The sequence below is a fragment of the Qipengyuania psychrotolerans genome, from assembly GCF_019711355.1.
Taxonomy (GTDB): domain Bacteria; phylum Pseudomonadota; class Alphaproteobacteria; order Sphingomonadales; family Sphingomonadaceae; genus Qipengyuania; species Qipengyuania psychrotolerans.
Genome location: NZ_CP081297.1, coordinates 1451725 through 1478168, shown reverse-complemented (window position 1 = coordinate 1478168; position 26444 = coordinate 1451725). Strand labels below are relative to the sequence as shown.

Below are 26444 nucleotides of genomic sequence, written 5' to 3'. Positions count from 1 at the left end.
CTTGATTTTGGCACGTCATTTTGACCCATGGGGCGCGTCATATCGCAGGAACCCATAGCGGGGAAAGGTTAATACTAGCGCTCTTGCCGCGCTGGGACACTGGGACTATTGCGGCCTTCGTTGGTTCAGGTTGCCTGCGCAAGCGGGCCTAAGAGGGAACGGGGTCAAATGCCCCGGCTGCCCCCGCAACTGTACCCGGGGAGCGATCCTGCCAAATGTCACTGCCACCAAAGGCGGGAAGACGGCAGGGAAGCGTTGATCCGGAAGCCAGGAGACCTGCCTGTTCCAGTCGTTCGGCCGCGGGCGGGGTGTACCGATGGCAAGCGGGGATGCGCGCAATTCCGTGCGCTCCCGTCATGGATGGCACTTCGTTCATGATGGGAAATCTTGTGTCCAAATACCTGTTTTTACTTTCTTCTATTGCAATTCCTGTGTCAGCCACGGCGCAATCTTCTGCGGAGGACGCGTTGGCGGATATCATCGCCGCGCAGGATGCGGAGGCATCGCAGGAGGCAGTGCCGGAGCAGGCGCAAAACGCAGTGCCCCTGTTGACTGACGAGCAGCGGGCCTTCGTCACCTCCGAACTCCCGATCCCGATCGTGACGGTGACCGCTAACGGGCTTTCGACGGCTATCGAGAATACCGGCCAGGCAGTGACCGTTATCGAGCGCGACGAGATAGAAAGCGTTCAGGGCGCCGATGTAACGCGCGTCCTCCAGCGCACACCGGGCCTTTCTTTTTCGCGCAACGGCGGCGTGGGCGGCTTTACCGGCGTAAACATTCGCGGGGCGAGCGCTGACCAGCTGCTCGTCCTTGTCGACGGTGTGCGCGTTGCTGATCCGGCCGCCCCGGGCGGCGGTTTCGACTTCGGCAACCAGCTGGGCGGAATGGCTGGCAAGTTCGACATTCTGCGCGGCTCGAATTCCACGATCTGGGGCAGCGAAGCGATCGGAGGCGTGGTCGATATCTCGACACGCACCGAAACTGGCATGGCAGGCACCTTGGAATACGGCGCGCGCGATACATTATCTGCCAATCTGGCGGCAGGAGTCAGCGATGACCGCGTCTATGTCGGGCTGGTCGGCTCGTGGTTTCAAACCGACGGGTTTTCCGCTGCAGCCAATGGGACGGAGGCAGACGGCTTTGAACAATTCGCTATCGGCGGCACGGGCTTCCTCGAGCTTACCGACAGTCTCGAGCTGTTCACCCATCTGAACTGGAGCGAAGGCAAGCTCGACATCGACGGCTTTCCGCCGCCAGCATACGCCTTGGCCGACACGCTGGAAACGCAGGAAACCCGGCGCCATTGGGGCGATCTGGGGCTTGCCTATTACGGCAACGACCTGACCCTGCGCGCTGCATACAGCCTTGCAGACACGCAGCGCGATAATCTGGATGAGGCTGGCACTGTCGGCTTCGCCAGTGAAGGGCATTCCGAACGGATTCAGCTGCGCGGCGAATACCGCCTGCTGGGTGGTCTGAGCATTGCGTTTGGCGGCGAGCATGAGTGGACCGACTTCCAGACGAATTTCGATGCACCTGCCGAAACCGAAATCTCGGGTGCCTATGCGCAATTGGGCTGGGTACTGGGTAAGCTCGCCGTACACGTTGGCGGGCGGCTTGATGACCACGAACAGTTCGGCAGCGCGACAAGCTTTGGCGGCGACTTCAGCTATGGGATCGGCAATGACTGGCGCGTACGTGCCAGCTTGGGAGAAGGGTTCAAGGCCCCGACCCTGTACCAGCTGCTCTCCGCATACGGGAACACCGATCTCGAACCTGAGCAGAGCACCAGCGTCGACCTCGGGATCGAGCGCGGCCGCCGTGACAAGGGGCTATATTTCTCACTGACCGGCTTCCGGCGGGATAGCGAGAACCTGATCGGGTTTGCGTTCACTCCCGACCGGCCATTCGGCGTCTACCAGAACACCGCACGTGCCCGAGCCCAGGGTATCGAGGCGGAAGCGGGGTTCCAGATTGCCTCGGGACTTCGGGTTTCCGGTGTCTATGCCCTCGTTGACGCCGAGGACCGGGAAACAGGCCTCGACCTCGCGCGGCGGCCCAAGCACTTCGGCACCCTGTTTGCCGATTGGCAGAGCGGCTTCGGCCTCCATCTGGGTGCTGACCTGCGTATCTCCGGACCGAGTTTCGACAATGCCGCGAATTCGGTGAAGCTGGACGGCTATGAAGTGCTCGATCTGCGGGCTGCCTTCGATATCGGCACCAGTTTGCAGCTGTTCGGCCGGATCGAGAACGTGTTCGACACCGATTACCGCGTCGTTTCGGGGTACAATACCCCCGGTCGCGGCGCATTTGCCGGGATCAGGGCGCGGATGTGAAGCGCCTGCTGGCCCAGTCGCTGCCGGTGCTCTCGCTACTGGCGCTGCCTGCCTGCTCTGGCGAGCGAGGAGGCGGGCTTGCGGTTCCCGGGCAACCGACAATCGTCAGCCTCAACCCTTGCACCGACGCGATCCTTGCCGAGATCACGGGGCCGGACCAATTGCTGGCGATCTCCCACTACAGCAAGGACCCGAATGCCAGTTCGATGGCGGCCGGGGATGCTGCACGGTTCAATGCGACGGGCGGTACGGTCGAAGAAGTGCTCGCCCTCGATCCGGATATCGTGGTGGCATCGACCTTCATCGCTCCGGCTACCCGTGCAGCGCTCGAAGATATGGGCTTCCGGGTTGAAACCTTCGGGGGCGTCAGCAGCGTCGAAGAGAGCATCGAGCAAATCCGTAAACTCGCATCTGTTGCAGGCAATCCTGCCGCTGGCGAAGCGCTCGCCGCGAGGATCGAAGCTGCGCTAGACAACGCAGCCTTGTCGGGAACGAAGCTGGAGGCCGCACTGTGGCAGCCCGGCGGGATCGTGCCGGGCGAGGGTGCCTTGGTGAGCGATCTGCTGCGGCGTACAGGCTTTACCAGCTATTCGCTTGTCCGCGGCATGGCGCAGGCGGACTACCTTTCGCTTGAACAAGTGGTCTCCGACCCGCCGGACGTCCTGCTCGTGGCGGGAAGCGAAGCGGGACAGGAGCATCCTGCGCTCGATTCCGTTCCGCAAATGCGGCGTGAAACCTTCGATCCCGGCCTGCTCTATTGCGGCGGTCCGACGATTATCCGCGCATCGCAGCGGCTGGCCCAGATCAGGCAGGCGGCGTCATGACGCGCGCGATTGTAATCTTCGGACTGCTGCTTACCCTCGCTTTGCCTCTGTCCCTGTTTGCAGGCCGCGTCTGGATCGACCCAGCCACAACGCCCAACGCCTCCATCATCCTGGCCGAGTTACGCCTGCCGCGCGCACTGCTGGCAATTGCAGTAGGCGCGGGCCTTGGGGCGGCGGGGGCAGCGATGCAGGGCTATTTGCGCAATCCGCTGGCTGATCCGGGCCTGTTCGGCATCGCCCCGGGTGCAGCGCTGGGCGCGGTGACTGCCCTGTTCTTCGGCTATACCGCCAGCGCCTGGCTGGTGCCGCTGTTCGCGCTGCTGGGTGCATCGGGCGCGATGGCGCTGCTGGCGCTGATAGCGGGCCGGACGGGCGGAATTGCGCTGTTCACGTTGGCGGGACTGATGGTGGCTAGCCTTGCGGGCGCACTGACCGCGCTGGCGATATCGATGGCTCCTAACGCATTTGCGATGAGCGAGATCGTCCTCTGGCTAAACGGCGCGCTGACCGATCGGAGCTGGCGCGAAGTCTACCTAGCTGCACCGCTCACCGCATTGGGGATCGCCGTGCTGTGGCGCACGGGACCCGCGCTCGACGCCCTCACATTGGGAGAGCCGGTCGCGCGCTCGCTTGGCATCAATACCTCGCGGCTTTTGTGGCTGCTGATTGCAGGCATCGGTTTGACGGTGGGGGCAGGGGTGGCAGTTGCGGGGATCATCGGCTTTGTCGGACTGATCGTCCCCCACCTCGTGCGTCCGTTTACCGACCGGCGGCCCTCGCAGCTCATAGTGCCGAGTGCGCTGGCGGGGGCGCTTCTGGTGCTGGTCGCGGACAGCCTCGTGCGGATCTTGCCGCTAGTGACTGAATTGCGGCTTGGCATCGCGCTCAGCCTGCTGGGCGCTCCGTTCTTCCTGTGGCTGCTGCTGCGGATGCGCAGGGGTCTGGCATGATGCTGGAGGCAAGGCACGTTTCTATTGCAGGCCGGCTGACCGATGTGAGCTGCACGCTGCGGGCGGGTGAGGTCACGGCCATTTGCGGGCCGAACGGCGCGGGCAAGTCCAGCCTGCTGGAGGCGATGGCGGGGCTGCTGCCAGTCGGGCAGGGCGCTGTCACCCTTGATGGGAGCAGGCTTGGCGATCTCAGCCTGCAAGAAAAAGCGCGCAAGATCGGCTATCTCCCGCAGGAGCATACCGTGGCATGGGACGTCCCGGTCCGCCGCCTGGTCGAGCTAGGACGGCTACCGCATGGGGACCGGCGCAGCGAACCCGTCGATGCCGCTCTTGCTGCCCTCGACATCGCGCATCTCGCTGATCGCCGCGCGCAGTCGCTGTCTGGCGGCGAGACCGCGAGGGTTCTCTTGGCAAGAGTGCTTGCCGGAGAGCCTGAGTGGATATTGGCTGACGAGCCTCTTGCAGCTCTCGATCTGGGCCATCAGCTGGCCTTGCTCGCGCACCTCAGGTCAGCCGCACAGCGGGGCATCGGGGTGGTGCTGGTGCTGCATGACCTGGCCCACGCGATGAACCATGCGGACAGGGTTCTGGTGCTTGATAGCGGCAATCTCGTCGCCGACGCTGCGCCCGATGATGCGTTGTCGAAAGAACGCATTCAGCAGGTCTGGAAAGTCACGGCGAACTGGATTGGCGACCGGGGCAAAATGGCCCTGACGGCATAGGAAAGGGGCCGGACCTCGCGGTCCGACCCCCAGAGAATTTTCAGCGATGTGACGGCTTAGTTTGCCGGCAGCTTGCCGTCGGAAACTTCGCTGTCCGCTGCCTCGTCGCCAGCGATCAGGCCGCGGGCTTCGAGCATCGGGGTCACGTCTGGTGCGCGTCCCGCGAAGTTCTCGAACATCTTGAAGTAATCCATCGTGCCGCCGCGGCTGAGCACGGTGGCGCGATAATGATCGCCATTCGCGCGGGTCAGACCGCCGTTTTCGATGAACCACTTGCGGCTGTCCCGGTCGAGCATTTCGGTCCACAAATAGCTGTAATAGCCTGCGGAATACCCTTCCGGTGAGCTGAAGATGTGGCTGAAGTAAGTGCTGCGATAGCGCGGCGGCACGAGGTCGACTTCCAGACCCAGATCTTCGAGGGAACTGCGCTCGAAAGCGTCGACCTTTTCAGGTGTGTCGATGGCTGCGGCTTCAGCCGGGCTCAGCGCGCTCCACTTCATGTCAAGCAATGCCGCTTCTACGACTTCGCCGAAATCATAGCCCTGGTTGAACTTTGCCGCAGCTTCGATCTTGGCGATCATCTCGTCAGGGATGGTTTCGCCCGTTTCGTAGTGCTTGGCATAGTTCGACAGGATGCTCGGCCAGGTGGCCCACATCTCGTGGACCTGGCTGGGATATTCCACGAAGTCGCGCGCCGTGGCGGTGCCCGACAGGCTGGCATAGCGCTGGTCGGCGAAGAAGCCGTGCAATGCGTGGCCAAATTCGTGGAAGGTCGTGTTCACCCAGTCAAAGCTGACCAGCTGCGTCTCACCCGCAGGTGCCTTCGGGATGTTGAGCACGTTGTAGATCACCGGCTTGGTGCCATACAGATGGCTCTGGTCGACGAAGTTGCTCATCCAGGCGCCGCCGCGCTTGGAGGGGCGCTGGAACGGGTCGAAGTAGAACACACCCAGTTCGCTGCCGTCGCGGTCGAAGACGGTATAGGTCGATACGTCGGGGTGATAGACCGGAAGATCGGTGCGCTTCTGGAAGGTCAGGCCGTAGAGTTTCTCGGCCATGTAGAACACGCCGTCTTCGAGCACCTTGTCGAGCACGAAGTATTCCATCACCGCATCTTCATCGAGATCGTACTGCTCGGCCTTGATGCGGTTGGCATAGCGGTACCAGTCCCACGGCTTCACATCATAATCGCCGCCGTCGGCCTTGATCGCTTCGGTCAGCAACGCGGCTTCGCGGCGCTGCGTTGCGGCAAGGGCGGGGACCATCTGGCCCATGAAGTCGAGCGCGGTCTTCGGCTTTTCAGCCATCCGGTCCCACATCGCATAGCTGGCCCAGTCGGCTTCACCGAACAGGGCAGCCTTTTCGGCGCGCAGCCTTGCAATTTTCGCGATCAGCATCCGCGTGTCGACGCCAGTGTTGCCGTCGGCGCGGTTGTAGCTCGCCTTGAACAGCTTTTCGCGGGCGGCGCGGTTTTCCATCGCCGGAAGCAAGGGCTGCTGCGTGGTGTTCTGCAACGCGATGGCATATTTGCCCGGCTGGCCTTTCTCGGCGGCGAATTCCGCTGCCGAGGTGATGTCGTTTTCGGACAGGCCCGCAAGATCGTCGCGGCTATCGAAGAAGACCGGCTGGTCGCTCATTGCGCTGCGAGCAAGCTGACTGAATTCCGTGGTCAGCGTCGACAATTGCGAATTGATCGACTTGACCTGTTCGCGCTGTGCGTCGGTCAGCAGGGCGCCTGCATGGACCATGCCGTCATAGGTGGTTTCCAGCAGCTTGGCGTCTTCGGGCGTCATCGCCATCGCAGCGCGGTTGTCGTAGACTGCCTTGACGCGGGCAAACAGCGCAGGATCGAGCGTAATGGCATCGTAATGCGCCGTCAGCTTGGGGCTGATTTCGGTGTTGATCTCGTCTAGCCGATCAGTCGTGTTGGAGCCTGTGAGGGCGAAGAACACGGTGTTGATACGGCCGAGCATCTTGCCTGAGGTTTCCAGCGCTACGATAGTGTTTTCGAAAGTGGGCGCGGCTGGATTTGCCTTGATCGCGGCCACTTCTGCGGTGTGGATTGCCATCGCCTGCTCGTAAGCGGGGAGGTAATCGTCCTCGGCAATTTTTGTGAAATCGGGCGCGAGGAAGGGCAGATTGCTGTCTGCGGCGAAATAGCCTGTGCCTTCGGGCACGGCCACAGCGACGTCAGCGTCGGCCATGGTTTCGATATCTCCTGCGGGGATAGTGCTGCAAGCGCCAAGCAGCGCGGCTGCGGCGGTCGTGGCCAGGATTTGGGCCTTCATGTTTTCTCCAGTATTTTGCGACTTTGCGAATGTTTGTCCATTCGGCATATGGTTTCATTTGCGACAATGGCGCATGAACAGGAATTGCAGGCGAAGTGCAAGTTTGACGCTGCGAAACGGTGACTGTGCTCTGCCAAAGGGCAATCAGTCGATTTCTTCGCCTTGGCCGCGATCAGCCTGACGCCTGGCGGCTTCGGCTGCTTCGTCGAGAGCTTGCCGGTTGACCGTGACGACGCGCGGCTTGCCGCCTTCCTCGTCGACCACCAGCCACAAAGATCCCAACTCGAAGAACGCACCTTGTCCCTGGTCAACCGTCATTTGCGACAAATCGAGGTTCTGCAGTATCTCGATCATCCGTTCGTCGAACACGTCATCGAATAGCGTCTCGACTTCTTCCTTGGTCAGCTCGCGGCGCTCGCCCGCTGCATCGATGTAGAGCAGGGGTAGCCCAACCTGTTCCAGTAGGCGTGCCTTGTTGCCGCTTTTAGCCGCATCGCGCAGGGCCGCGATGGCCGCTTCGAACTGGCTTGGGCTGGTGCCGGTGGCGCAGGAAATCGCGCCGCCTTTCACCGTGTCGTGCGACTTGTCGAACTCGATATCCGGCTCGTCCTGTTCGGACCAAACAAGCAGTAGGCAATCTTCTGCCTGGTCTGCTTCCACCTTGGCTTCTTGCGTCCGAAGCATCGGTTCTGTGTCGCCCTCGGAGGCGATCACATCGGCCGGTGACGGCGAGCAGGCCATTGCCAACAAGGGCAAGACAGGCAGCAGGGAAATTCGCAAAGCGGTCATATCCGGGCAGGATAGCGGACAATGGGGGTATAAATCGACCCCTCGTCCCGCAATTCGCTCTCGAAAAGCACGAATTCCTGCACGGTCCACGGCGGGAGAGCGAAAGAGGCGGTGTTCGCAAGGAATTCGGCGACCGGTCCCGATGCCGTGTTGAGCCGGGCAAGGGTGATATGCGGAATGAACTTGCGGCTCTCTGCAGGTAGTCCGACTTGCTGACACACCCGTTCGACCTTGCGGTGCAATCGCTCGAGCGGTTGGCTGCGCTCGACCCCGGCCCAAACCGCCCTTGGAATGGATTTCCTCTCGAAAATTCCGGTACTTGAGAGGCGCAGCTCGAATGGTTCGAACGGGATGCCGGCAAGCGCGTCAGCCAGGTCGTCCGCCTGATGGGTTTCGACATCTCCGACATAGCGCAGGGTCAGATGAAGCTGATTGTCATCCTGCCAGCGTGCGTTATCGATATCCTGCATCAGGTCGAGGAGCGCGCTGCGCACCGCCAAGGGCGGCCGTAATCCGGCGAACAATCGATGGCTCATACCGGTGCCTTAGCGTGAAGGGCTAACCGCGTTCAACGCTGCGAACGCGGTTGCGGCCGCTCGTCTTGGCGTCATACATCGCTGCATCGGCTTTCAGAAGACTGGAATCGACCGTATCGCCGCGTTTGTGTCTGGTGAGCCCGATTGATGCGCTCGTCGCTCCGGCAGGCAGTCCGATCGAGTTATGGAGCCCTGCCAGCGCCTCTCTCATGTCTTCTGCAAAAACGAGTGCCTTGTCGCGATCTGGCTCGTCTATGAATATGCAGAATTCCTCACCACCGAGCCGCACGGCAAAGTGATGGCCTGAGCCGTAGGCGCGCAGGGCATCGCGCATCATGGCGCTAGCGGCGATCAGGGCGCGATCGCCTGTGTCATGGCCGTAGGTGTCATTGAGCTTCTTGAAGTGATCCAGGTCAATCAACAACAGGTGCGCTTCGTCCTGCGTCGCCTCTTCAATGAGTTTCTGCTCGAACAGCGCGCGGCGGTTGTAAAGGCCGGTAAGCGGGTCATGCTTGGCCAGAAATTCCGAATGGGCGAGCGCTTCGGCGAGATCCTCATTGAGCCGCTGGTTTTCGACCAGCATATCGGAGGAGAAGATCCGCTGATGTGCGGTTGCGAATGCGAAAATCATGACCCCGAGTGACAGCGCACTCATTCCGATGATATTCGGGATCAAGGCGTCTCCCGCCATCAAAGCCAGTCCGATGAAGAATGTCAGCAGGAAGCCGGCAATGAACGCCAAAGCCTGCGGCTTGAGCGGAGCAGTCATCGTGACGACAAGGGCAACTCCGACCATCGCGCCGCCAGCGACCAACAACCTGAACGGGTGGTCGGAAGGCTCTACTATGACGGGAAGGAGTAGGTACGCCCAACTCATGCCGCCAAAAAATAGCATGACTGCTAGCAGTCTGAGTGAAGGACCCAAATCAGCTGAGCTATCTATTTTCGAGCGAAGATGATTGTAGGAAAGATGTGCGCCGACCAAAGCCAGCACTCGCATCATCAGCGGCAGAATGAATGAAGTCGCATTGGGCAGAAAAGCAATCGCGACCCCGAACGCCAGTGCGCCAAGGGCGTTTGCCGAAAATGCTCGCTGCTCTGTGATAAGAACGGACCGTACGGTTTCCCGCCAACGTTCACGTACCCAGTCTTCATCACGATCGGGCAGTGCCCGAAAACCTTGTGCTGTCGCCAAGCGACAATCCCCTTAAACGACCCGCCTGTTTTGCTCTCGGCGGCACTCGTTTAAATATGCACTAATTTCACTAAATGTAAAAACCCTATAAAGAAAATTTACAATTGGCCTGGGTGCGGGTCGGAAACTGTCTCAAATCTCTCGTGGGTTTTCGTATGTCGCATCCATGAAGATTTGGGCACGGCGCTCGGAACGGAACTCCAGGCCGCGGGCCACCTTGCCGCCCGCATGAGTATAATCGAGTTCGGCTGCGATACCTTCGTAGTCAGCGTCTGCGATCGCCGCATTCAGTCGCGGGCTTTTGCCTTCCGACGCATTGCCAAGGCCGACATTGTAAACAAGGTCGAGAAGCGCATCGAATTCGTGCTGAAACAGTGGGAGCTCACTGGCAAGCGTTCTCACGCCGCGCTCGGCAATTTCGAGGTCATGCTCGAGGAATTCGAGGACCTGCTCTTCCGAAACACGGTCACCGATGCGAAGATTATCCTGCGGTGTGATCAAGTGGCCTACGCCGACAGTCGGATAGCCTGCGACATCGCGATAAACGGTGTATCGAACGCCTTCTTCCTCAATCAACGCCTGCTTGAAATCATCGCTTGCCTTGAGCAGAGCGGCAGGCTTGCGGATATCGTCATTCTGGACAGTAGATATCATCTGCGGATCGGTCGTGGATGTGCTCGTCGGCGGTCCGGTAAACGCCGCCAGGCTCATCGCTCCTGCACCCATCATCAAAGTCGCGCGCTTTCGCGTCGAGAACTTGGGCTTCGTGCCGAACACCTGTTGCGCCGCCTGCCGTGCGCGCTTGAGCTCTGTGCGGTGGCGTCTATGGCGGCGAATACGGTTGAGAAACTTCTTCGCGCCCTTTTGGTCGCCGGCGTGGGGTGTTGCTGTCCAATTTTCATTGTCGAGCGGCTTGTCCAACTCACTCATTAGGGCGCGCAGACGATCGCTCTGGTCGGAGCCTGATATTAGCCCGGGCCGCAATCGACCGCTTGCCGGTGTGTTCCGGCCTGTCTCCTGCTTTTCCTTTTGCATTATATTTATAACCTTCAGATACTTGTGACACTCTCTTCGCAAACGCGTTCCGGTTGCGAGAGGCCCTCGAATAGTCGTGCGAAACACTGACTTTGGGGCGGTACTTATCTGAAGAACGGTTGAGCGACCGGATTAGGTCCACGCTTCGTCGTTCACGTGAACCGGCTCGGGGGGAGGTGGGGCCTAAGATCCTTCAGCGTCCATCTGCGGTGAAGAAGTATTGACTGGCGCGAACATTTCATGAACATTGACTGCCAGAAGGCCGCTCTTGCGCCCGCGTGAGACGCCCCTCTGGACTCAACCCCTTCCAGCCCCCACTTGGACCGCCATGGCACTTACCAAAATTTCCGTACGCGGCGCGCGTGAGCATAACCTCAAGGGCATCGATATTGATCTTCCACGCGATGCACTGATTGTCATCACGGGCCTGTCCGGCTCGGGTAAATCAAGTTTGGCGTTCGATACGATCTATGCCGAGGGGCAACGGCGGTACGTCGAGAGCCTCAGCGCCTATGCGCGCCAGTTCCTGGAGATGATGCAGAAGCCCGATGTCGAACATATCGACGGGCTATCGCCGGCCATCTCGATCGAGCAGAAAACTACCAGTCGCAATCCGCGTTCGACCGTTGCGACCGTCACCGAGATCTACGACTACATGCGCCTGTTGTGGGCGAGGGTGGGTGTCCCCTATTCGCCGACCACCGGTCTGCCGATCGAAGCGCAGACTGTTTCCAACATGGTCGATCGGGTCATGGAACTGCCCGAAGGCACGCGGCTTTACCTGCTCGCTCCCGTGGTGCGGGGCCGCAAGGGCGAATATCGCCGTGAATTGGCCGAATGGCAGAAGGCGGGCTTCACTCGCGTTCGCATCGACGGCGAGATGTATCCGATCGAGGAAGCGCCTGCGCTCGACAAGAAATTCAAGCACGACATCGAGGTGGTGGTTGACCGGTTAGCGGTGAAAGAAGGCCTGGAGACGCGCCTTGCCGACAGTTTCGAAACTGCCCTCAAGCTGGCCGATGGCCTGGCCTTTGTCGATCTTGCGGACGGCGTCGTGCCGGGCCGCGAAGACGAAGGTGCATCGGGCGGCGCGATGAAGGGCGCTGGCCTGCCTGCGAACCGGATCGTATTCTCCGAACGCTTTTCCTGCCCTGTCAGCGGTTTCACCATCGAAGAGGTCGAACCGCGCCTGTTCTCCTTCAACGCACCCCAGGGTGCGTGCGCCACTTGTGACGGACTGGGCGAAAAGCAACTGTTCGACCCGCAGCTCGTCGTGCCGAACGAAGGGCTAAGCCTCAAGAAGGGCGCAGTGGTTCCGTGGGCCAAGTCCAATCCGCCAAGCCCGTATTACATGCAGGTGCTCGCCAGCCTAGCAAAGGAATACGAGTTCGACCTGACCACTCCGTGGGAGGATTTCGACAAGGAAATCCGCGACATTATCCTGTACGGGACACGGGGCCGCGCCATTCCGCTCACCTTCAAGGACGGGCGCAAGCAGTACACGGTGCGCAAGGCGTTCGAGGGTGTGATCGGCAATCTCAACCGCCGCCTGTTGCAAACCGAAAGCGCGTGGATGCGCGAGGAACTGTCCAAGTTCCAGACCGCCCAGCCGTGCGAGGCGTGCCACGGCAAACGCCTCAACCAGAAAGCTCTGGCGGTGAAGATCGCTGACACCGACATCGCGACGCCCACCAAGATGAGCGTGGCGGACGCGAAGAAGTGGTTCCTCGCGCTGCCGGACAAGCTGAACAGCACCCAGACCCAGATCGCCACGGCCATCCTCAAGGAAATCAACGAGCGGCTGGGGTTCCTCGACAATGTGGGCCTCGACTACCTCAACCTCGACCGGACCAGCGGCACGCTGAGCGGCGGAGAGAGCCAGCGCATCCGCCTCGCCAGCCAGATCGGCAGCGGGCTTTCCGGCGTGCTCTACGTGCTCGACGAACCCAGCATCGGCCTCCACCAGCGCGACAATGACCGGCTGCTGGAAACGCTGAAGCGGCTCCGCGATCTCGGCAATACGGTGATCGTGGTCGAGCATGACGAGGACGCGATCCGCCAGGCCGACCACGTGGTCGACCTTGGTCCCGGCGCCGGTGTGCGCGGGGGCGAGGTGGTGGCGCAGGGCACGCTGAAACAGGTGCTCAAGTCGAAGAAGTCGCTCACCGCAGACTACCTCACCGGACGGCGCGAAATCGCGGTCCCGCCGCAGCGGCGCAAGGGTAACGGGCACAAGCTGACCGTCCACGGCGCGCGGGCGAACAACCTCAACGACGTTACCGCGTCCATCCCGCTCGGCACGTTCACCTGCGTCACCGGCGTATCGGGCAGCGGCAAGTCGTCCTTCACCATCGACACGCTCTATGCCTCTGCCGCGCGCACGCTGAACGGGGCGAGGGTGGTGGCTGGCGCACACGACAAGGTCACCGGCCTCGAATATTGCGACAAGGTGATCGAGATCGACCAGTCGCCCATCGGCCGCACTCCGCGGTCCAACCCGGCAACGTATACCGGCGCCTTCACCCAGATCCGCGACTGGTTCGCCGGCCTCCCCGAAGCGCAGGCGCGCGGGTACAAGCCCGGACGCTTCAGCTTCAACGTGAAGGGCGGCCGCTGTGAGGCGTGCCAGGGCGACGGGCTGATCAAGATCGAGATGCACTTCCTGCCCGACGTGTATGTCACGTGCGAACAATGCGGCGGCAAACGCTACAACCGCGAAACGCTGGAGGTGAAGTTCAAGGGCCTCTCCATCGCCGACGTGCTCGACATGACGATCGAGGATGCGGAAACCTTCTTCAAGGCCGTCCCCCCGATCCGCGACAAGATGCACATGCTGAACGAAGTGGGGCTGGGCTACGTCAAGGTCGGCCAGCAGGCGACCACGCTGTCAGGCGGCGAGGCGCAGCGGGTGAAGCTGGCCAAGGAACTCAGCAAGCGCAGCACCGGGCAGACGCTGTATATCCTCGATGAGCCGACCACGGGCCTGCACTTCGAAGATGTCCGCAAACTCCTCGAAGTGCTCCAGCGGCTGGTGGACCAGGGCAATTCGGTGGTGGTGATCGAACACAATCTCGACGTCATCAAGACCGCCGACCACATCCTCGACCTCGGCCCCGGCGGCGGCGTACGCGGCGGCGAGATCGTGGCGCAAGGCACGCCCGAAGAAGTGGCCGAGGTGCCGGAAAGCTTTACCGGCCATTACCTCAAGCCGATGCTCGAGAAGAGCAAGGAGCGGCAGCGGGAGGCTGCGGAATAAGGACTACGACGGATTGCCCACATCGTTTTCAAGGTCGTGAACCTCCTGTCCGACCAACCGACTGAAATTCCGTTCAATGGAGTCCGCTTCAAAAGCCTGAACTTCCTCAAGTGGACGTCCCATCAAAATAGCCACTACTTCAGCTTTCGCGTTCAAATCATACTCATCGAATTTTGGAATATAGTCCGTCTGATCGAGATTGAAGCAAATCTCGTGATAGCTCTTGATAAAGCGCTTAATTCTCGACCTGTGCTCCGCCGGCAAACCGACCCTATTTAGCTGATTTTGAACAAAACTATCTAGATGTGCGAGCTGCTTCAAATTTTCGGTTCTTGAGAAAAACATCATCCAGCCGCGCCTCTTTGCGTCGGCAATGCAACCCGTGATTTTGAGGTTCAGCCGAAATATTAATCGCTCGACGTCGCCGCGATATCTGTAATCAGTGATGACCTTCAGTAGGTTGTTAAACATGCGGCGAAATGAGCTTTCACGCACGGAGATTATTTCGCGCTGTATATGATAACCTAGATAATCAACTCCATCAGCAATATCGGAAATCTCAGTTTTGCCTGATGTGCCGACGGGATGAATAGCTAATCCAAGTCGACCCAAACTTCTTCGCATACTGTTCAGCCGTGCCTGCGCTTCAGCTGCTGGGGAGATCATCAGTATGTCGTCTACGTAGCGGAAATACTGGTGGAAACGCCGCGTTTGCCGATCATCAAACCTTAGGAGATAGATGCAGGCGAGTGCTCCTGAAATACTTAGTCCTTGGGCGATACCTCGGCTTTCAGGCTGCTCCGCGCTTCCGATGCGACATGCAACTGCGTTCATGCATAATTCGCGGGTCATTTCATCCAAACCAAATCGCGCCAATTCCGCTGCTAGGAGATCATGGCGAATGCTTGGGAAAAACTCCTTCACATCAATTCGGATAAATGAACTATTTAGAGGACATAGTCGAAGTTGAGTAGCAACTCGATCCACAACTGCATGTGGAGAAAAGCCTGTAGATTGAGGTATTGCTGAATGAAGTATTTGGCAAACAGCACGCAATACTAGCCTGTCGCGGACTGTGGGGATGCATATTTGGCGTGGTGCTTTGCCCACGCCTTTTAGCAAAAGCCTCTCTTTGTATGCTGTGAAGGCGTATCTTCCACCAAGAACTTTACGCCTGATAATCTCGACATTCTCGGTAAGGTTGTCTTCGAAAATGCCAACCCGAATGCCGTCTTTTCCTGTGGCACGTGATTTCGCAATCTTTTCAACAAACAGGCGTCGAAGATGATCTGTTTCGAAATGCTGCTCCGGGCTACGCTCGACTGGAAAATCGATTAGATCTTCAAATGTTAAAACGGTCGCCAATTCACTGCACCGTTATGAAGCGCGGGGCATACCACACTGGACCCAAAAAAATCGCTGCCATAGTCACCCAGAACATTGCTCTTCGCAGAACTGCGGCACTGAGGGAGGAGAAGGAAGCCGGAACCTTGCCCTTCGTGTCAAAAAGCTCGCCTTTACGAAGCCAAGTAGAAAGGATGACTTCTCCATCATCGCGCGAAGAATGGTTTGGATAGCGCTTCCGCGCTTCGCTATATCGCTTTAGCTTGACCTCTTCTTGAACACTTGAATCCCAAATTTCCTGTAATTCGAGATAACAAGCACGATACTCGTCGGCTCGCTTTTGCAAAATACCCGTCGCGAGAAATACTGACGAAGCAAAAATAGCTATCGAAGAAGCTGCCAAAGCCGTTTCAAAATGTGATATCACCACAGTATTTGAGGAAACTGCGATAGACGCAACTATGATCAAGAATGAATACCATATGATAAGAATATTCGCCGTCATGGAATACAACCGGTAACGAGACTCCGCTTTTATGCGCGCCTTGTAGGTTAAATAAATCCGGTTTGATGGTTTAACGTCAGTCATAAGTTGGTGGGCGCATACAATGTAACACTAATTCCTCTTTCGAAGACAGCAAAGCTCAGAAAAACTCAACTGTAAGGACAGCCTCAAAGAAGCTAACAGCCAAAGCTGCTCCGCCCACCATTGGTGTGGGTAAAGCGAATAGGCGCGGAGAGCAATCGTTTGATTTTCCGCCCATACAAACCTGTCCTACTCTCTGATCGCGATTCAACTAACCTAATTCACTCAACTCCACAGTGGTGAGCCATGAGCGCCATCGACTCCATTACTCCCGCCCCACCGCAGGCCAGCATGGGGGGACTTTCCATTTTCTCGCACCGGCGCAGTTCTTTGTCTGCGCCCTCAAACGCCGGGCGGGGCGCGGTCGCGCTTGCCTCGCCTAGCGGCGCGGACGCTTTCGCCAGCCAGCAGCGAGCCGCCCTAAACCTCCGGCTTCCCTCTCCCCATCGACCAGTTCTCCTGCATCCGCACCTTGGGGTTGGGGGCGCACCAGATCTCGCCGTTTTCGTCCAGTGCGGTTACCCAGATGAGGTCCACGCTCCGGTCCGTAGTCTATCACCGCCAGCGCCAGCCCCTTTCCACGGTCGATGACGGTGACGGGCAGCGGCGGATTGAGCTGGGTGAACATGGGTGTGCGATCCTGCGGGGCGAGGGGACAATTCCCTGTCGCGCATAGCCAAACGCGCCATCGCGATTTTCGGCACCCGCATGCCGCCCGCATGCGCGCTCTGTCCTACACCCCCACCGCTGTATAAATGGCCCGGTTCCCCTGATCACAAGTCACACAGGTGAACCATGCACGAAACTGACAAACATCTCCCCCTCAACTCGGCGCTCGGCGTATCTCAGGCACACTTGCAGGCGCATGCTTGCGCCTGGTTGGCGCATGTGCACGCAGGTCGGATCGCCGCCGACGATGGCATGACCCGCACGCAATTGGCGCAGCTGGTGCGCAATGAGCTTGTCTTGCTCGGGAATCGCGTATGAACGCCATCGTCGAACATGCCGACTTCATCGAAGCCGAGCATCACACCGTCCTCACCCCCTCGCGGCAGGCGGATTTTCTTTCAAGCCTCCAGCTGTTCGGCAATGTCCGGCTTGCGTGCCGTTCGGCCAGTGTCTCGGCGCAGACGGCCTATCGGGCGCGGCGCGCTGCTCCCGGCTTTGCGCGGGCGTGGGATGCGGCGCTGCTGGCGGCGCGGGCGCATGCGGAAGCTACGCTGGCGGACCGCGCGCTGAACGGGGTGGAGGAGGCGGTCTATTATCACGGCGAGGAGGTGGCGCGGCGCAAGCGGTTCGACAGCCGTCTGCTGCTCGCGCACCTGGCGCGGCTCGACCGGCTTGAAGAGCGCGCGGATATCGCCGCCACGCTCCCGCTGCTTGACGACCAGATCGATGCCCTGCGGCGCGGGGAGGCATTACCCGATGCTCCGCCTCCGGTGAATTTGCCCCAGGACCCTGTTCCATGTGTTCCATCCGGTGGGACTGGCGGGGGCGGGGGCCTACATGGCTCCTACACGCAAGACGAGGGGCTGGAGGACGGCCTGGAGGACGGGCTGTGGCTCGCCAGTGACGAGGACCCGCGGTACGACCGCTGGCCGGAAGGGTCGTGGAAGCACCGCCTGCCGCCTCCCGCTTATCCGGAATGGGAGGAGGACATGGACGATCCCGATCACTGGGTAAACGGGACCTACCGCCCGCCGCTCTCGCGCCTGCTCGCCGCGATGGAGGAGGACCGCCCGCGCGGGGCGGCGAAGCCTGCCCAGCAGGGACGCGCGGCCGAGATCGAGCCGCTGCAGATGGCGGCGTTCGAGGGCGGGGTGGACGAGTGGTGGCTCGTCACCAGTGACGAGGAGCTGGAGGCGGCGCTGGCGGGGCCATGCCCGCAGCGGGCGGTCAGTCGACCAGCGCCAGATCCACAGTGCCGTGACCGCGGCGGACGATACCGATCTGCTCTGCCGCAGCACGGCTGAGGTCGATCGTACGGCCATGGGCATAGGGCCCGCGGTCGTTGATGCGGACAGTCACCGATTTACCGGTGTTAGGGTTGGTCACTTCGACCAAGCTTCCGAAGGGCAGCGTCTTATGCGCAGCTGTCATGGCGTTCATGTCGAACCGCTCGCCACTCGCGGTGCGGCGGCCGTGGAACCGGCGGCCGTAATAGGAGGCAATACCCTTGCCGAGCGATGTGCTGGCAGGCTCCACCTCGACCGGGGCATCGAAGGTGTCGAGATCCACGACTGCTCCGCCCGGCAAAGGTGCGTCGGGCAGGGGGGCATACTCGGCGAAACTCGCCTGGAAATGGGTGTCAGTGACTGGAGTAAGCTCGCGCTCTTCGGTGTGTCCGGCAGTGCCGGGCAGCACAAGTGCTGCAAAAAAAAGCGCGCCGCGAAGAGCGCGTTGGGCCATGAATGGACCTCCCGTTCGGTTCGGGAGGATATAGGAGAGTTGGCGGCGAGAGTCGTTAACGTGAACGTCAACCGCCCCAATTTGGACACGTTTGGGCGTGTATCATCGGTGGATATGGCGGTTCTGCAGGGTTGAGAGATCACCGCATGCCGGGCAGTTGCGGGCCGATTCGGGAGGCGCATAGCAAATGGGGCCGGCATTGCTGCCGACCCCACTCTCACCGATACGTGGCCGTGTTCCTTCAACCGAAGTTCAAGGGACGCAGACTTGGCATCCGATGTTTTCCCTTCTGTTCATCCGAAGATGATCTTCCGGTTCTATCACCGGCGCTCGCACCGGCATCCGGCTCCACCCTCCAGTCAGCCCGGTCCAGTCGCGTCGCAGCCGAAGCTGTTCGCTTACCTTCACCAGTTGGCCTTCAACAGGCAGCTCCGCAGCCCGACTTTCCCTTGGTGGCCAGAGCCTCAAACGGTTACATCGCCATCCGGCCCGAAGGCCTTGTTGCGACGCCTCCTTCGGCATCTGACCGGGTTGGTCCGGCCCGTAACAGAACGTTACGCGTCTTCGTCATCGACCCACCTTGCGTCCGGCGTGAGCCTTCGGCACGAGGGTCTCTTAAGTCGCGCGGACAGGTTCTGCCACGTCTTTCCGGTTCCGAATTTCCTAAGTCTTTCAAGTCGTTAAACCGTCGAGACCGGAAGCTTTCTTTGCCGTTCCGATGAGTTAAAGCTGCTCTCGATCGACCGATTCTTCAAGCCAGCAAGAGGGGAGTTATCCACTTTCCACGGATTTCGCTGTGGACGAGGGTGGATAACTCAACCGGTCGTCGCAATTTTTAACGGTCGCGCTTCGCCAGCAGGCGCAGACGTAATGCGTTTAGCTTGATGAAGCCGTCCGCGTCCTTCTGATCATATGCGCCGGCATCGTCTTCGAACGTGACGTGCGCTTCTGAATAGAGGGAATTGGCAGACTTGCGTCCGACTACCATCGCATTGCCTTTGTAGAGTTTGAGGCGGACGGTGCCGCTGACCTTTTCCTGGCTGAGATCTACGGCGGCCTGTAACATTTCGCGCTCGGGACTGAACCAGAGGCCATTGTAAACGAGTTCCGCATAGCGCGGCATTAGTTCGTCTTTCAGATGTGCGGCCCCGCGATCCAGAGTGATCTGCTCGATTCCTCGATGGGCGCGGGCATAGATTTCGCCGCCCGGCGTTTCGTACATGCCGCGGCTCTTCATTCCGACGAACCGGTTCTCAACGAGATCGAGGCGCCCGATGCCATGTTTTCTGCCAAGATCGTTGAGGGCGGCGAGCAGGGTAGCCGGGCTCATGGCTTCGCCGTTCAGTGCTACGCCGTCGCCCTTCTGGAACTCGATCGTGATATATTCAGGGGTGTCGGGAGCTTCTTCCGGGTGGTTCGTGCGCGAGTAAACGTAATCCGGCGTTTCTTCCCACGGGTCTTCGAGAACCTTCCCTTCACTCGAAGTGTGCAGGAGGTTTGCATCGGTAGAGAACGGGCTTTCACCGCGCTTGTCCTTCGGTACCGCGATCTGGTGTTCTTCGGCCCAAGCAATCAGTGCAGTACGGCTGGTAAGGTTCCATTCCCGCCACGGAGCGATCACCTTGATATCGGGATCGAGTGCGTAAGCGGACAGCTCGAAGCGAACCTGGTCATTACCCTTGCCGGTCGCACCATGCGCGATCGCATCTGCGCCGGTTTCATGCGCGATTTCCACGAGGCGCTTGGAGATAAGCGGCCGCGCGATTGAGGTCCCCAGCAGATAGTCGCCCTCATAGCGGGCATTCGCGCGCATCATCGGGAACACGAAGTCTCGCACGAATTCCTCGCGCAGGTCTTCGATGAAAATGTGCTGGTCGGGGATGCCCATTGCCCGCGCTTTTTCGCGAGCAGGTTCGATTTCTTCGCCCTGACCGAGATCGGCGGTGAAAGTCACCACCTCTAGACCGCGCTCAACCTCGAGCCATTTCGCGATCACAGATGTATCGAGTCCGCCGGAATAGGCGAGGACGACGCGCTTGATATCGGACATTGCAGAGCACCTTGATTGCTTTGCGGCGCGGCTAGCAGGGCGCGCGCGGTCCATCAATGAAGAAGCACTAGACTGCGGGAAAGGGGGATGTGGCTGACGAGGACGCCTGCCGGTGCCGGATTGTCGGATCAGGCCAGTCGGAAATATGTGGGGGCAAGCTAATTGCCAAGAAGCCTTCGCTCTTCCGCTTCGATATATCCTCTGGTCAGCGGCAAGGCGCGCCGATTTCGCGTAAACTGGATCTGGTAATTGCCCATGCCGCCCCATTCGAAGGCGGCTGTCGCACCGGACAGGTAGAACATCCACATCCGGTAGAACCGCTCATCATACATCGCGATGATCGCATCCCTGTTGGCTTCGCATTCGCGATACCATGCGCGCAGGGTCTTGGCGTAGTGGAGCCTGAGCGTTTCGATGTCAGACGCGATCAGCCGGTATTTCTCACTGGCCCGAACGGTTTCGGACAGGGCCGGAATGTAACCACCAGGAAAGATGTACTTGCGCGTGAATGCATCGGTTGTGCCGGGAGATCCGAACCGTCCGATCGTGTGCAACAGGATCACGCCGTCCTCATGGAGAAGCGCGGTGCATGCCTTGAAGAAATCTTCAAACTGAGGGCGTCCGACATGTTCGAACATCCCCACCGATACAATGCGGTCAAACACCTGACCGCGAGCAGCCAGATCGCGGTAATCGACGAGTTTGAAAGTAACCCTGTCGGCGACGCCGGCTTTGTCGGCACGCGTTCTTGCCAGCGCCAGTTGCTCTTCGGACAAGGTAATGCCCAGCACATCGATTTCGTATTTCTGCGCCAGATAAATCGCCATCCCGCCCCAGCCGCAGCCGATGTCGAGAACTTTGTTGCCGGGCGTAATCGCAAGCTTTGCAGCGATATGGGCAAGTTTAGCTTCTTGGGCCTCGGCCAGCGTATCTACGCCGTCACCCCAATAGGCGCAGCTATACTGCATGTGCTCGCTATCGAGCATCAGTTGGTAAAATTCATTCCCGATGTCGTAGTGGTGAGAGACATTGCGCTTGGCACCAATGCGGTTGTTGATGGATTCGCGCGCAAACCCGACCGAGTTCTTCAGCCGTTTCAGCGCGCTCGGCCCCCTCAGTTCGCCCCCCTTGTCCCAGGGCTGATTGCGCCGCAAAAGCTCCACAAGGCCCATGACATCGCCGCTCTCGATGAGCAGCCGCCCGTCCATGAAAGCTTCTGCCGCTCCGAGGCGCGGATCGAGCATGATATCGCGCGGCACCTTGGTGTCGGTGAACCGTATCGCGATGTCGGGATATCCATCGACCTGCTTGCCAAGCGCTTCTGTCGAGCCGTCAGCAAATCCAACCCGTAAAGTTCCGGATTTCACTACATGGGAAAGAAAGCGGATCACAAGGCGCTTGCTCATAGAGCCAGTGACTATTGCATCGTCTCTTGAATGTTAAGAGATATTCTAGGGTAGGGTGGCTGTCCCTTTTCCGTGCGTTGCCGAATTGGTAGGGTGCCTTTCATGGCAGAAGCAAAAACACAGGTCACAGACCGCGATCCGGCAGATTTCATCAGCGCCGTAGAGCCCGAGCGGAAGCGCGAGGAAGCGCAAGTTCTCGACGACCTGTTTCGCAAGGTAACCGGCGAGAAGCCGCAGATGTGGGGGCCTGCCATTATCGGCTACGGCGCTTACCGAACGACTTACGCAAGCGGCCGGGATGTTCATTGGATGCGCAGCGGGTTCAGTCCGCGCAAAGCCAAGCACTCGCTGTATCTGATGGGCGGCTATTGCGACGAGCTGGCGGGAGAGCGGCGCGATGAATTGCTTGCACAGCTTGGCAAATACAAGACCGGCAAGAGCTGCCTCTATATAAACAGGCTCGCCGACGTCGACATGGACGTTCTCGAACAATTGCTGCGCAACGATTGGGAAGCAATGGCGCGCAATTATCCCGAGTGATCAGATTCCGGCGTACCACTGGTAGCCAGCGCGATCTTCCCAATAGCCGCCTTCGCCTGTGCCGATGTCGTCAAGACTGGCCACAGCTTCGATAGCCGTGAGATACTTGGCATGTTTATAGCCTAATTGCCGTTCGATCCGCATTCGCAGCGGCGCCCCGTTGCGGATCGGAAGAGGATCTCCGTTCAGCAGATGAGCGATAATGGTTTGCGGATGATAGGCGTCGATCAGATCGACGCTCTCATAATAATCCTGCCCATTCAGATTGTCGGCACAGCGGAATACGATGAACTTTGCCTCTGGCCTCAACTTGGCTGCGTCCAGCAGCAAGGAAAGCTGCGGGCCGGTCCATTCACCAATTGCGCTCCAACCCTCTACGCAGTCGTGGCGGGTGATCTGGGTGCGTTGTGGCAATCGGCGGATGTTGTCGAGCGAGAGGCTAAGCGGGTTTTCGACCAGTCCGCGAACCTCAAGCCTCCAATCCGCAAACCGGGCGGCTGCCTGTGCCGGGTAGTCTCCATTCTTCGGATCGGTCGATCCGTTGCCGCGAAAGAATGGGGAGATCGCACTGCGCGGAAATTCCGGCGCCAGCGCTTTGCGATCCTGCAACAACCCGTGCGCGCTTTTATGCCACTTCTCAGCAGCGCCGAGCAATTTCGAACCAGTGTCGCTTTCGGCGACCTTGTTGCAGCCGGCCACAAATCCTGCAGCGATCACGGCGAGGAAGCCCCTACGCTTGATCATGGCGCCCTCCTGTTATCATGTCGCGGATCTGGTGGATCGGACCCGCAAGGATGACCAACGCCAGGTGGACGACGAAGAAACCGAAGATAGCGAATGCAAAGATGAAATGCAGGCTACGTGCCGATTGCCTTCCGCCCATTAAATCGACCATCCAGCCAAGCACTGGCTCGATACCGGGACTGATCGCCATTCCGGTGAACACCATCATCGGCAGGAATATGCCCAGCACCAGCCCATAGGCAAGCTTCTGGAGGAAATTGTATTTCCCACCTGTATGATCGAAATTCAGCTTCAGATGCTTAACGATATCCGTGCGTATGTTCGACCAGCGCCATTCCTTCCTGCTGGTTGCAATATCGCGCTTGAAATGCCGGTTCACGAGCATGGCGACCCACATCAGCAACAAGCCGATGGCAAATGGCCAGGCCATCAAGATGTGCCAGTCGCGGGCAACGGCCAGACTATAATAACCCGGGATGGTCATCCAGTCGGGAAAGCGGGGCACCTCCAGCCAGGCATGAGCGCGCGAAAATCCCCAGTCGCCCCAATAGAGCAGACGGTGCGCGTTCGATATCGTCAGACCCGACATGAACAGGACCACGATGCAAAGCAGGTTGAGCCAATGCCAAGCCCGCGTGCTCAGGGAATGCCGTTTCATGAGGCTTCCATTTGCTGACGCGCCAGATAGATCACGTCCCGATCTTGCCGGAGCAGGTGCTGTCCGCTGTCGACGAACAAGGTCTGGCCCGTGGCGAGCCGGCCTTCTGCAAGAAAAACTGCTGCATCTGCTACTTCCTCGACATGCGTTCTGCGGCCAAGCAGGTTCATGCGGTGCGAGATTTCCGCCTCATCGGCCGATTGGTCATGACTGGGCAGGATGGCTCCCGGTGCCAGGCCGTAAATGCGGTCATCCGGTCCTGCTGCACCCATGGCGAGCATCGGTATGGTCGCGGCAAGAGCATGCTTGCTCATCGTATAGCTGAAGAAATCGGGGTTCGGATTGGCCAGCTTCTGGTCGGTTACCTGGATCACGCGGCGGCCCTTGCTGGAACGCGCTTGCGCGAGAAATGCCTGTGCGAGGCGGGTAGGGGCGCGGGCGTTGATCTGCATCGCTTGCCTGTTCGTCTCGGCATCCAGAGCGGTTACATCGTCGGGTTTGAAAATCGACGCACTGTTCACAAGCGCTCGCCAGTCGGGATGATGCGCCGCGAGGGCTGTTGCCATCGCAACTGCGTCGTCACCCTCGCTCAGGTCGCATTGGACAGCGTCTGCGTAAGGCATGCTCTCGGCGAGATCTTCCGCCGCTTCCTTCGAGCGGTGGTAGTGAATGATCACATGCCATCCAGCTTCGGAAAATGCCCTGCTGATTGCAGCGCCTATTCGCTGGGAGCCTCCTGTAACGAGGACGGCTGGGCGGCTCATCGCCGGTGGGGCCAAGGCATTTTCATGGGGGAGGTCTGGACTACGCAAGGCCAGTTGATCAAGGCAAATTGCCGGAAAATCACCCGGAAACACAAAACGCCGCCAGCCTTAAGGGCCAGCGGCGTCTCGGGTATAAGATCAGGAGAACCGACTTAGCGGCAGCGAAGGCTGCCCCTGTCAATCTCGCGGCCGACAACTGCGCCGATTGCGCCGCCCAGGATTGCTCCGAGCGTGCGATCGCCGCGACCTGCAAGTTCATGACCTGCAAGTGCGCCGACACCTGCACCGATCACCAAACCGGTCGTGCCATTGTCGCGTTTGCAGTAATAATTCCCGTCACGGCCGCGCCACATGTAGCTGTTGCGAGTGATCCGGCGCGGTTCAGCGTAGTAACCCCGATCATCATAAACGCGGGCGCGGTCCTTGGCGCGCTTCCCATGAGCCGGAGCCCAGCTGGGCGGGTCAGCGGCGGCGGGAGCCGATGTTCCGATACCGGTCACGGCAAGCGTGCCAGCGGCAATTGCGAGTGATAATTTTTTCATTTCTGCGTCCCCATTCGGTAATGTCGATCCGCAGATTGCGGCGCAGATTACAACGGCGGCTGAACGAACGCCGTTAACTCGAAATTAGCGATAAACCGACGCACTGAGTGCGATGAGATGCTAGGTTTCGAGCTTCATGAGAGCTTTGCCGCGCCAATTTTGGCAGAGCCTATCGAGACCGGCAATCTCTTCAAATCCTTCGCGATTCGCGCCGTGGGCCGGATCGTACAGGGCTGCAAACAGCCTTGCGACAGTCCAAGAGCAGTGGCCGATTTCCTCGCGCAAGAGTATGTCGCCGGGCGCCGCTTCGCCTTCTTCCAGAACGCGGTAGTACCAACCGCAATTGTGCTGGCCGATGATGCGTTTGACCATGCCTTTCCGGCCGAAGCGGTGTTCTATCTTCCAGCACGGTTGGCGCGGCTGACTGATCTCCAGCAATGCACCGCCGAACCTGAACCGGTCGCCGATGTGGACAGCGTCCTCTGTCATTCCGAGAACCATCAGGTTTTCGCCAAATGCGGCAGGACCGGAAAGCAATTCGTGCCCGCCGAGCCATTCGTGCCAACCCTTGTAGTGATCGACGGGATATTGGTGGACAGCCATGTCCGCACCGCCATGATGCTTGGTGTCTGCGACCATATCGCCTTCGATACCAAAGGTGCGGATTATGACCGGGCCGGTCACCGGACGCTTGCCGATCGCGCTAAGTTCGGCACCGTTGAACGGCTTGGGCTGTCCTATGCAAATCGCCGTGACCTGAGCATTCATCAATCTTGCTTTCGCAAAGTTAGCGCGTGCCAGTCGCGCACCACCCCGTCGGCACCTTCGCCGCGGTATCGTTCCGCTTCGATAATGGCGAAACCGGCGTCGCTATAGGAGGCTTCCAGCCACTTTTCGTCTGGAAAATTATGTAGGCGGCCAAGCGGATCCCGGCCTTCGTCGTCTCCAAGCTTGAAGTTCGCATAGTGCCAGCCATCAGGCTTCAAAGCGCGATGGATTCTGCCAATCACGCCGGGAAAATCGTTTCTCGCGACATGGATCAGGCAAGCATGTGCCCAGATCGCGTCGAATTCTGCGAGCGCGTCGAGCTCGTGAAATTGCAACAGGCGTGCTGGCAGATCGAAACGTTCGCGGGCTTTGGCAACCATCGCAGGAGTGCCGTCCGTGGTGTCGACTGAGAAGCCTCGCTCCGCCATACGAGCAGAATCGCGCCCGGCTCCGCAGCCCAGTTCCAGGATGTGAGCGCCTGGGTCCAGACGGTCGAGAAAGTCATCGAGATGGCGGCTCGGTGCCTGACTAAGGCTTAATGTGTATCGCGGCGCATTCGCCTCGTAGAACGCAATGGTAGCTGGATCGCCCATCAGGCCGCGGCCAGCATCATAACCGACACGCCATCAATTCCGATCAATGTCCTGATACGCATCGCAATGTCTCCACTCGCCGGAAGACTAGTGGAGATGCGATCTC

Annotated in this window: 24 protein-coding genes, 1 pseudogene and 1 riboswitch; of the genes and pseudogenes, 8 read left to right on the top strand and 17 right to left on the bottom strand. The window is 59.5% G+C overall.

What is annotated here, in order from left to right:
* The first annotated feature begins 110 nt into the window (after positions 1–110).
* Positions 111–298, top strand: a riboswitch (cobalamin riboswitch).
* A 169-nt stretch (positions 299–467) separates the two neighbouring features.
* From K3166_RS07225 to K3166_RS07210, 4 genes are read left to right on the top strand one after another with little or no spacing between them, the layout of a single operon-like run.
* Positions 468–2339, top strand: a complete 1872-nt coding sequence (locus K3166_RS07225) for a TonB-dependent receptor plug domain-containing protein (protein WP_247714567.1) — start codon at positions 468–470, stop codon at positions 2337–2339.
* On the top strand, positions 2336–3163 hold the full coding sequence (locus K3166_RS07220) for an ABC transporter substrate-binding protein (protein WP_247714566.1): 828 nt from the start codon (positions 2336–2338) through the stop codon (positions 3161–3163). The genes K3166_RS07225 and K3166_RS07220 overlap by 4 nt, the downstream gene beginning before the upstream one ends.
* Entirely contained in the window at positions 3160–4113 is a 954-nt protein-coding gene (locus K3166_RS07215) for a FecCD family ABC transporter permease (protein ID WP_221421625.1), read from the top strand. The genes K3166_RS07220 and K3166_RS07215 overlap by 4 nt, the downstream gene beginning before the upstream one ends.
* Positions 4110–4835: an ABC transporter ATP-binding protein gene (locus tag K3166_RS07210; protein WP_345719123.1), complete on the top strand. Its 726-nt coding sequence runs from the start codon at positions 4110–4112 to the stop codon at positions 4833–4835. The genes K3166_RS07215 and K3166_RS07210 overlap by 4 nt, the downstream gene beginning before the upstream one ends.
* A gap of 56 nt (positions 4836–4891) precedes the next feature.
* Here the strand turns inward: K3166_RS07210 and K3166_RS07205 are convergent, their stop codons facing one another.
* The 5 genes from K3166_RS07205 to K3166_RS07185 all read right to left on the bottom strand — a co-directional run bounded on the left by K3166_RS07205 (position 4892) and on the right by K3166_RS07185 (position 10573).
* Entirely contained in the window at positions 4892–7123 is a 2232-nt protein-coding gene (locus K3166_RS07205) for a M3 family metallopeptidase (RefSeq protein WP_221421624.1), read from the bottom strand.
* A gap of 144 nt (positions 7124–7267) precedes the next feature.
* Entirely contained in the window at positions 7268–7864 is a 597-nt protein-coding gene (locus K3166_RS07200) for a hypothetical protein (protein ID WP_247714565.1), read from the bottom strand.
* Between the two features lie 44 nt (positions 7865–7908).
* Entirely contained in the window at positions 7909–8448 is a 540-nt protein-coding gene (gene thpR, locus K3166_RS07195) for an RNA 2',3'-cyclic phosphodiesterase (protein ID WP_221421622.1), read from the bottom strand.
* A 22-nt stretch (positions 8449–8470) separates the two neighbouring features.
* Positions 8471–9325 carry a GGDEF domain-containing protein gene (locus K3166_RS07190; protein ID WP_221421621.1) on the bottom strand — a complete coding sequence of 285 codons (855 nt, stop codon included), beginning with the start codon at positions 9323–9325 and terminating at the stop codon, positions 8471–8473.
* Positions 9326–9775: 450 nt separating this feature from the next.
* Positions 9776–10573: a lysozyme gene (locus K3166_RS07185; RefSeq protein ID WP_247714564.1), complete on the bottom strand. Its 798-nt coding sequence runs from the start codon at positions 10571–10573 to the stop codon at positions 9776–9778.
* Between the two features lie 433 nt (positions 10574–11006).
* Between K3166_RS07185 and uvrA the strand changes: the two genes are divergently transcribed.
* Positions 11007–13934 carry an excinuclease ABC subunit UvrA gene (gene uvrA / locus K3166_RS07180; protein ID WP_221421620.1) on the top strand — a complete coding sequence of 976 codons (2928 nt, stop codon included), beginning with the start codon at positions 11007–11009 and terminating at the stop codon, positions 13932–13934.
* Between the two features lie 3 nt (positions 13935–13937).
* Here the strand turns inward: uvrA and K3166_RS07175 are convergent, their stop codons facing one another.
* The 3 genes and pseudogenes from K3166_RS07175 to K3166_RS07165 all read right to left on the bottom strand — a co-directional run bounded on the left by K3166_RS07175 (position 13938) and on the right by K3166_RS07165 (position 16492).
* A complete protein-coding gene (locus K3166_RS07175; protein ID WP_221421619.1) occupies positions 13938–15299 on the bottom strand; it encodes a reverse transcriptase domain-containing protein in 1362 nt (453 codons plus the stop codon).
* Between the two features lies 1 nt (position 15300).
* Entirely contained in the window at positions 15301–15867 is a 567-nt protein-coding gene (locus tag K3166_RS07170) for an SLATT domain-containing protein (RefSeq protein WP_221421618.1), read from the bottom strand.
* A gap of 417 nt (positions 15868–16284) precedes the next feature.
* A pseudogene (locus K3166_RS07165) lies at positions 16285–16492 on the bottom strand (hypothetical protein).
* Positions 16493–16659: 167 nt separating this feature from the next.
* On the opposite strand from K3166_RS07165, the gene K3166_RS07160 reads away from it, so the two are divergent.
* Together K3166_RS07160 and K3166_RS07155 are read left to right on the top strand one after the other, a co-directional pair.
* Positions 16660–16851 carry a hypothetical protein gene (locus K3166_RS07160; RefSeq protein WP_221421617.1) on the top strand — a complete coding sequence of 64 codons (192 nt, stop codon included), beginning with the start codon at positions 16660–16662 and terminating at the stop codon, positions 16849–16851.
* Positions 16848–17837 (top strand): hypothetical protein, encoded by a 990-nt coding sequence (locus K3166_RS07155; RefSeq protein WP_221421616.1) that lies wholly within the window; start codon positions 16848–16850, stop codon positions 17835–17837. The genes K3166_RS07160 and K3166_RS07155 overlap by 4 nt, the downstream gene beginning before the upstream one ends.
* On the opposite strand, the gene K3166_RS07150 is transcribed toward K3166_RS07155, so the two are convergent.
* The 3 genes from K3166_RS07150 to K3166_RS07140 all read right to left on the bottom strand — a co-directional run bounded on the left by K3166_RS07150 (position 17761) and on the right by K3166_RS07140 (position 21729).
* The gene (locus tag K3166_RS07150; RefSeq protein WP_221421615.1) at positions 17761–18273 is read right to left on the bottom strand and encodes a septal ring lytic transglycosylase RlpA family protein; all 513 of its coding nucleotides are present in this window, start codon (positions 18271–18273) and stop codon (positions 17761–17763) included. The two genes, K3166_RS07155 and K3166_RS07150, sit on opposite strands and share 77 nt — an antisense overlap.
* Positions 18274–19108: 835 nt before the next feature.
* Complete coding sequence (locus tag K3166_RS07145; protein ID WP_221421614.1) at positions 19109–20323, bottom strand: argininosuccinate synthase; 1215 nt, start codon at positions 20321–20323, stop codon at positions 19109–19111.
* Between the two features lie 158 nt (positions 20324–20481).
* Positions 20482–21729, bottom strand: a complete 1248-nt coding sequence (locus K3166_RS07140) for an SAM-dependent methyltransferase (RefSeq protein ID WP_221421613.1) — start codon at positions 21727–21729, stop codon at positions 20482–20484.
* Positions 21730–21831: 102 nt separating this feature from the next.
* On the opposite strand from K3166_RS07140, the gene K3166_RS07135 reads away from it, so the two are divergent.
* Positions 21832–22269, top strand: a complete 438-nt coding sequence (locus K3166_RS07135) for a DUF1801 domain-containing protein (RefSeq protein ID WP_221421612.1) — start codon at positions 21832–21834, stop codon at positions 22267–22269.
* On the opposite strand, the gene K3166_RS07130 is transcribed toward K3166_RS07135, so the two are convergent.
* From K3166_RS07130 to K3166_RS07105, 6 genes are all read right to left on the bottom strand, one after another.
* The gene (locus tag K3166_RS07130) at positions 22270–23013 is read right to left on the bottom strand and encodes a molybdopterin-binding protein (protein ID WP_221421611.1); all 744 of its coding nucleotides are present in this window, start codon (positions 23011–23013) and stop codon (positions 22270–22272) included.
* Complete coding sequence (locus K3166_RS07125) at positions 23000–23671, bottom strand: cytochrome b/b6 domain-containing protein (protein WP_221421610.1); 672 nt, start codon at positions 23669–23671, stop codon at positions 23000–23002. The genes K3166_RS07130 and K3166_RS07125 overlap by 14 nt, the downstream gene beginning before the upstream one ends.
* Positions 23668–24435, bottom strand: a complete 768-nt coding sequence (locus K3166_RS07120; protein WP_221421609.1) for an SDR family oxidoreductase — start codon at positions 24433–24435, stop codon at positions 23668–23670. Before K3166_RS07120 ends, K3166_RS07125 begins: the two co-directional genes overlap by 4 nt.
* A gap of 152 nt (positions 24436–24587) precedes the next feature.
* Positions 24588–24977 carry a glycine zipper 2TM domain-containing protein gene (locus tag K3166_RS07115; protein ID WP_221421608.1) on the bottom strand — a complete coding sequence of 130 codons (390 nt, stop codon included), beginning with the start codon at positions 24975–24977 and terminating at the stop codon, positions 24588–24590.
* A 120-nt stretch (positions 24978–25097) separates the two neighbouring features.
* Positions 25098–25745, bottom strand: a complete 648-nt coding sequence (locus tag K3166_RS07110; RefSeq protein ID WP_221421607.1) for an MOSC domain-containing protein — start codon at positions 25743–25745, stop codon at positions 25098–25100.
* A complete protein-coding gene (locus K3166_RS07105) occupies positions 25745–26338 on the bottom strand; it encodes a class I SAM-dependent methyltransferase (RefSeq protein WP_247714563.1) in 594 nt (197 codons plus the stop codon). The genes K3166_RS07110 and K3166_RS07105 overlap by 1 nt, the downstream gene beginning before the upstream one ends.
* Positions 26339–26444: the final 106 nt, after the last annotated feature.

Bases quoted from the DNA above. Each gene is read 5' to 3' on its own strand.
- K3166_RS07160 (WP_221421617.1), top strand. From the start codon at position 16,660: ATGCACGAAACTGACAAACATCTCCCCCTCAACTCGGCGCTCGGCGTA.
- thpR (WP_221421622.1), bottom strand. From the start codon at position 8,448: ATGAGCCATCGATTGTTCGCCGGATTACGGCCGCCCTTGGCGGTGCGC.
- K3166_RS07135 (WP_221421612.1), top strand. From the start codon at position 21,832: ATGGCAGAAGCAAAAACACAGGTCACAGACCGCGATCCGGCAGATTTC.
- K3166_RS07115 (WP_221421608.1), bottom strand. From the start codon at position 24,977: ATGAAAAAATTATCACTCGCAATTGCCGCTGGCACGCTTGCCGTGACC.
- K3166_RS07145 (WP_221421614.1), bottom strand. From the start codon at position 20,323: ATGTCCGATATCAAGCGCGTCGTCCTCGCCTATTCCGGCGGACTCGAT.
- K3166_RS07120 (WP_221421609.1), bottom strand. From the start codon at position 24,435: ATGAGCCGCCCAGCCGTCCTCGTTACAGGAGGCTCCCAGCGAATAGGC.
- K3166_RS07140 (WP_221421613.1), bottom strand. From the start codon at position 21,729: ATGAGCAAGCGCCTTGTGATCCGCTTTCTTTCCCATGTAGTGAAATCC.
- K3166_RS07105 (WP_247714563.1), bottom strand. From the start codon at position 26,338: ATGGGCGATCCAGCTACCATTGCGTTCTACGAGGCGAATGCGCCGCGA.
- K3166_RS07170 (WP_221421618.1), bottom strand. From the start codon at position 15,867: ATGACTGACGTTAAACCATCAAACCGGATTTATTTAACCTACAAGGCG.
- K3166_RS07190 (WP_221421621.1), bottom strand. From the start codon at position 9,325: ATGAGTTGGGCGTACCTACTCCTTCCCGTCATAGTAGAGCCTTCCGAC.
- uvrA (WP_221421620.1), top strand. From the start codon at position 11,007: ATGGCACTTACCAAAATTTCCGTACGCGGCGCGCGTGAGCATAACCTC.
- K3166_RS07205 (WP_221421624.1), bottom strand. From the start codon at position 7,123: ATGAAGGCCCAAATCCTGGCCACGACCGCCGCAGCCGCGCTGCTTGGC.
- K3166_RS07130 (WP_221421611.1), bottom strand. From the start codon at position 23,013: ATGATCAAGCGTAGGGGCTTCCTCGCCGTGATCGCTGCAGGATTTGTG.
- K3166_RS07125 (WP_221421610.1), bottom strand. From the start codon at position 23,671: ATGAAACGGCATTCCCTGAGCACGCGGGCTTGGCATTGGCTCAACCTG.
- K3166_RS07155 (WP_221421616.1), top strand. From the start codon at position 16,848: ATGAACGCCATCGTCGAACATGCCGACTTCATCGAAGCCGAGCATCAC.
- K3166_RS07215 (WP_221421625.1), top strand. From the start codon at position 3,160: ATGACGCGCGCGATTGTAATCTTCGGACTGCTGCTTACCCTCGCTTTG.
- K3166_RS07185 (WP_247714564.1), bottom strand. From the start codon at position 10,573: ATGAGTGAGTTGGACAAGCCGCTCGACAATGAAAATTGGACAGCAACA.
- K3166_RS07200 (WP_247714565.1), bottom strand. From the start codon at position 7,864: ATGGCCTGCTCGCCGTCACCGGCCGATGTGATCGCCTCCGAGGGCGAC.
- K3166_RS07210 (WP_345719123.1), top strand. From the start codon at position 4,110: ATGATGCTGGAGGCAAGGCACGTTTCTATTGCAGGCCGGCTGACCGAT.
- K3166_RS07150 (WP_221421615.1), bottom strand. From the start codon at position 18,273: ATGGCCCAACGCGCTCTTCGCGGCGCGCTTTTTTTTGCAGCACTTGTG.
- K3166_RS07110 (WP_221421607.1), bottom strand. From the start codon at position 25,745: ATGAATGCTCAGGTCACGGCGATTTGCATAGGACAGCCCAAGCCGTTC.